The sequence below is a fragment of the Bacillus cereus group sp. BfR-BA-01408 genome (assembly GCF_022663305.1).
GTDB lineage: Bacteria > Bacillota > Bacilli > Bacillales > Bacillaceae_G > Bacillus_A > Bacillus_A pacificus.
This window is the reverse complement of sequence record NZ_JAKUFF010000136.1, coordinates 1-5,056: the sequence shown is the minus strand read 5'-3', so window position 1 is coordinate 5,056 and position 5,056 is coordinate 1. Positions and strand designations below refer to the sequence as shown.

The following is a 5,056-nucleotide window of genomic DNA, read 5'->3' as shown; positions in this document are numbered from 1 at the left end:
ACATTCTCCTTCTTTATTTCGCCCTACTGCCATTACCGTTCCATCCAGTTTAAGGCCAATGGTACGACGCCACCCAGCCGCTACCGCTACAATATTATGCCAGTCGTTCACATCACATTGACCATGCTTATTCCATCCCACCGCTTCCACAGTATTATTACTTTTAAGAGCGATTGTATGAGCATTACCTGTGTTCGTCGCCATATGAACATTGCCCGCTGCGACGGCTTCAATATCACACCAACTGCTTACATTGCATTCTCCTTCTTTATTTCGCCCCACTGCCACAACTGTGCCATCCGATTTAAGAGCAACGGTATGACCACGACCTGCTGCTATCGTATTTTTAGGCCACCGTTTCACTTTTAATACCTCTTCTTTCGGTGAAATATAATTCATGTTTACCTCCTTGCATATAAACAACCGTGTCCAATTAGATATTTTCATCAAATTTCATTATAAATGACCTGACTTTTTTTATAAATCTACAGCTACAAAAGAAACCTGTTATTACTTCTTCCAAAATAAAGACCTCCAGTTTAAGCACTAGAGGTCTTCCATTTTATTTCTTTAATCGCTCAATAAAATCATGTAATTTATCAAGTGATTTCATATTCTGATTACAAGCTACACCATCTTTGCAAATATAGTTTCCCTTTTTAACGAAAGTTCCTGGTATATCACCTTTAATTTCAACTAAAAACATCCCAACTTCTTCATGTCCATGACATAATGAACAAATGCTTTTTTTATTTAAACTTTGGAACGTTCCTTGCAGACCAACAAACTTATTTTTATCATTTTTCGCTATAATAAATTTCCTGCTTGACCCCTTATCAACCCAACTTAAATAAGATATTTCTTTCATATCTATTTCTTCCATATCAGGAAGTTTTAATTTTTTCGCTTTAGGAAATAATTTTTTTAATGTTTGTGCTGTCACTTCCTGAAAAGGAATGACATACGGATTTATTTTCATTAAGAATGCTTCTGCATCTTCTCTATTTTGAACTGTTAATACCGTATCGATTAACTCTTTCTGTTCATCTGTTAAATTCTCAAATACATGTATTATCTTTTCAATCGCAAGTGATTTTAACGCTTGAATAACACCTCTATCATTTGCAGTTGCATGCCCGTTTGCTAAATTATAAGCTTGTGATTTTATAAAATTGTATTGATCACTTCTAATAAATGCTTCCATCTTTATCACTCCATACAAATTGTTGATCTAGTTTTATTGTATACAATGATTACGTTTTTTGATATGTAAAAGATAACTTGGAAACAAACATTACATACATAGCTTGTACTCTACCGCTGCATTTCCTGACAAAAGAAGCCATCATCTGTTTTCCATTCCGCATATAATACGTCTTCAAACTTAGTAATCCCCTTTTGTTTTATTTGCTTATACAGCCATCCTTCATCAAAACCAGCTTCTCTCAAATTATCTTTCACTACTTTTCCGTCACTAATTAATGAAATTGGTAAGTATACAGGCTTATGTTTTAAACTTAAATCATTTATAGTAGGAGATTCATATTCGCTCTTTTTCAGAACACTTATGTTTCCGTTAGGTTCCAATATCATATATTCAACTTCTCGAATCGAAAAAATATCTTTTTGTTGTCTAAGCATTTGTTGTAATTGATTAATATCCAAATGATTTGAACTTAATTGTTCTCGGTCAATCTTTCCGTTACGAATAATAATGGAAGGATACCCTTCAAAAAACCTTCTTGTTCCTCTTATTTTTTGCGTTATCACTTCTATTGAATAAATTAAAATTACCCATACAAATACTGAGTATAAAATAGACCACACTTTAATTTTAGGGTCATATATTGAATTTCCAACAAGCTCACCAAGGACGATAGCAGAAATAAAATCAAAGGGTGTTAGCTGTGATATTTGTGTTTTCCCTAATATTTTCGTAGCAATTAACAGCACAAAAAAGCCAACTAAAAGCTCTATCGTTATTTGTCCAATATGATTCATAGAAGCTCACCTTTCTACTTTTCAAGTGCTCGGTATAACTTTTAATAAAAAAACGGCACATTTTTTCTATTAGTATGCCCTGTCACAGTCCATATATCCAATACATATAAAACAAAAAGAGTCTGATGCAAAATAACATTTGCATCAGACTCTTTTTCTCTTATTTAGAATACACAATTTTTTTAATCGTTTCTCCGGAAAGAAAATACTCTTCTGCAAGTTGATGAATAGCAATTCCGCTTTTAAACGCTTCTTTAATCGCTTTATTTCTTTCATCTAATTGTTTTCTTCCTCCAGATCGTGTGCCCCATTTATAACGTTTTGTTTCTTGTTTTGGAATGTAAATTGTTTCACCTTGTATATACTTTTGAATTTCAACAATTAAACTTTCTGGTAAAACCGTCGCTGCTTTAACGTATTTCATTTCTGCTCGCCCCTTATTTTTTATGGTTCATTTCAATAAGGTGCAAAGCCAAATATAAAAAATGATACGAGCTCATTTAGGCGATTGTATATTACTTGTCTACCTCACGCAAAGTATCGCCATTTCCATACTTGGCTTTGCATGAGACGCTGCAGTGTCCGGCAATTGAATTGTAATCGCCATGTAAACACCTCCTAATATACCTTTTTCATTACATTATATGATAAATTCCTTCCTCTTGCATCCACATCCTTTTTAAAGCATGAAACTACTTAGTTTGATATAATACTTTTTAGTCCAATCGAAAAGTATAGTGAGGTTGCTTTATGAAAAAGAAAATAATCATTACAATCGTTACATTATTCAGTATTACTGTAGCATTATTTGGAACATACAAATTGATGAATGCAAGAAGCTTTCAATTGTTTGGAGATTTAACAAATCGAGTAGAAACAAATGAAAAAGTGATTGCTTTAACTTTTGGTGATGGCCCTACTAACAATGTAAAACAAATATTACCGCTACTAGATACATACAATGCAAAAGCTACTTTCTTTTTAATCGGAAATGAATTAGAGAAAAACCTATCGTTAGGAGAAGCTATCGTACAATCTGGACACCAAATTGGAAACCATACATATTCTCATAACAGAATGGTTTTTAAAACACCTTCTTTTATTAAAGAAGAAATCGAAAAAACAAATTCATTAATCCGCCAAACAGGATTTACAGGCGCAATTGATTTTAGACCACCTAACGGGAAAAAACTAATTGGCCTGCCCTATTATTTAAAGAAAAACAATATCGAAACAATCACCTGGGACCTTGAACCTGATACTTTTTATAAATCTGCAACTGATAAAATTGAATATGTTAATAAAAATGTAAAACCAGGTTCTATCATTTTACTGCACTCTATGTATGATGAGTCTAATGAAAATTTACAGACCATAGAAGGTATTTTAGACTCTTTAACTAAAAAGGGCTATCAGTTCGTAACAGTAAATGAATTGCAAAAAAGAGCAAAATAAAACGGTAGCGTATCCAGAGCGATACGCTACCGTTTTTAAATAATGCCAAGTACATTTAAGAATACGATAATAATCGCAATTGGTGCGATGAAGCGAAGTAAGAATAACCATAATACAAACAATTTATAGCCTTTATTTTTACTTACACCAAGCTCTCTCATTAATACATCTTTCTTCATTTTTAAAGGAACAAAGATAGAAACTAATAAAACACCCAGTGGCATGAGTACGTTACTAACTGCATAATCCGCTAAATCAAAGACTGTCTTTCCGAAAATCTTCAGATCGCTTAATATACCAAATGACAATGCTGACGGTACTCCTACAACGAAGATTAATAAACCTACGATTAAAGCCATTTTTTCACGTTTCCCTTTACCTTTTGCAGTTAAAGATGCCACGCTAATTTCTAACATCGAAATCGCTGATGTAATAGTAGCAAAGAAGAATAGTAATAAGAAAACAATGAAGAATAATTTTCCAAATGCCATTTTACTGAAAATAGCTGGCAGTACGATAAATAATAACCCCGGTCCTTGAGATGGTTCCATTCCAAATGCGAACACTACTGGGAAAATTGCAAGTCCTGCAAGTAATGTAATCACAAGTGTTAAAGCTACAATAGAAAATGCTGAACGCGGTAAGCTTTCTTCTTTCGGCAAGTATGAGCTATACGTTACCATAACAGCTACACCGACAGATAGCGAGAAGAACGATTGCCCCATTGCATATAAAATGACTTCTGATGTTACGTTTGCGAAATCAGGTTGTAAGAAGAAACGAACTCCTTCTCCCGCACCATCTAACGTAAGTGCACGAACGATTAATACAAAGAATAAAACGAATAGTGCTGGCATGAAATATTTATTTACTTTTTCAACACCATTTTGTACACCTTTACTTACGATGAAAATAGTAATAAGGATGAATAATAGCTGCGAGCCAACTGCTAAATACGGATTAGAAATGATTTCACCAAACGTAGCTTCGTATGCCCCATTTCCTTCCCATAGTCTACCTGTAATTGCATTCCATAAGTATAATAAAATCCAGCCTCCTACAACACTGTAGAAAGAAAGTAATATGAAACATGTTACAATCCCTAATTTCCCTAACCATGGCCATAGTGTTTTTGGTGCGATTTCTCTATACGCATCAACGGCCTCTTTTTGTGTACTTCTTCCGATAACAAATTCAGCTAATAATAGCGGTAAACCAATTAATAATGTGAAACCGATGAAAATAAGGAAGAACGCGCCGCCCCCTCCAATTCCGGCCATATACGGGAACTTCCAAATTGCCCCTAGACCAATTGCTGAACCTGCTGCAGCTAATACGAAACCTAATTTCGATGTCCATTGCTGTGAATTCATTTGTTAATCTCCTCTCTTTATCTTTTTCTGTTTTACAATTCGGTATTTATATTGTTCTATCCACACTCTTTTCTAATACGTTCACTTCCTCTCTACTAATAAAAAACGCCCCTACGTAAATACGTAGGGACGACAAAAATATCGCGGTACCACCCTAGTTATGAAGATACACCAAAGTTAGGACCTAAATAAAAAACGTCCCTACGCAAATACGTAGGGACGATAAA

Annotated in this window: 5 protein-coding genes and 1 pseudogene; 1 reads left to right on the top strand and 5 read right to left on the bottom strand. The window is 34.1% G+C overall.

Going from position 1 to position 5,056, the window contains the following annotated elements; genetic code table 11:
* The 4 genes and pseudogenes from MR083_RS25965 to MR083_RS25950 form a co-directional block, all read right to left on the bottom strand.
* A pseudogene (locus MR083_RS25965) lies at window positions 1-399 on the bottom strand (chromosome condensation regulator); the annotation flags it as partial.
* Between the two features lie 163 nt (window positions 400-562).
* Window positions 563-1,204, bottom strand: coding sequence for a FusB/FusC family EF-G-binding protein (locus MR083_RS25960; RefSeq protein WP_000387088.1), 642 nt, complete (start codon window positions 1,202-1,204; stop codon window positions 563-565).
* A 110-nt stretch (window positions 1,205-1,314) separates the two neighbouring features.
* Complete coding sequence (locus MR083_RS25955; RefSeq protein WP_001015537.1) at window positions 1,315-2,001, bottom strand: DUF421 domain-containing protein; 687 nt, start codon at window positions 1,999-2,001, stop codon at window positions 1,315-1,317.
* 160 nt (window positions 2,002-2,161) lie between these two features.
* Window positions 2,162-2,425: a CD3324 family protein gene (locus tag MR083_RS25950; RefSeq protein ID WP_000878311.1), complete on the bottom strand. Its 264-nt coding sequence runs from the start codon at window positions 2,423-2,425 to the stop codon at window positions 2,162-2,164.
* 326 nt (window positions 2,426-2,751) lie between these two features.
* Here MR083_RS25950 and MR083_RS25945 point away from each other — a divergent pair, with 326 nt between their 5' ends.
* Entirely contained in the window at window positions 2,752-3,456 is a 705-nt protein-coding gene (locus MR083_RS25945) for a polysaccharide deacetylase family protein (RefSeq protein WP_242270061.1), read from the top strand.
* Window positions 3,457-3,491: 35 nt separating this feature from the next.
* Here the strand turns inward: MR083_RS25945 and MR083_RS25940 are convergent, their stop codons facing one another.
* A complete protein-coding gene (locus MR083_RS25940; RefSeq protein ID WP_001088180.1) occupies window positions 3,492-4,829 on the bottom strand; it encodes a sodium-dependent transporter in 1,338 nt (445 codons plus the stop codon).
* Between the last annotated feature and the right edge of the window lie 227 nt (window positions 4,830-5,056).

Bases quoted from the DNA above. Each gene is read 5' to 3' on its own strand.
- MR083_RS25960 (WP_000387088.1), bottom strand. From the start codon at position 1,204: ATGGAAGCATTTATTAGAAGTGATCAATACAATTTTATAAAATCACAA.
- MR083_RS25955 (WP_001015537.1), bottom strand. From the start codon at position 2,001: ATGAATCATATTGGACAAATAACGATAGAGCTTTTAGTTGGCTTTTTT.
- MR083_RS25950 (WP_000878311.1), bottom strand. From the start codon at position 2,425: ATGAAATACGTTAAAGCAGCGACGGTTTTACCAGAAAGTTTAATTGTT.
- MR083_RS25945 (WP_242270061.1), top strand. From the start codon at position 2,752: ATGAAAAAGAAAATAATCATTACAATCGTTACATTATTCAGTATTACT.
- MR083_RS25940 (WP_001088180.1), bottom strand. From the start codon at position 4,829: ATGAATTCACAGCAATGGACATCGAAATTAGGTTTCGTATTAGCTGCA.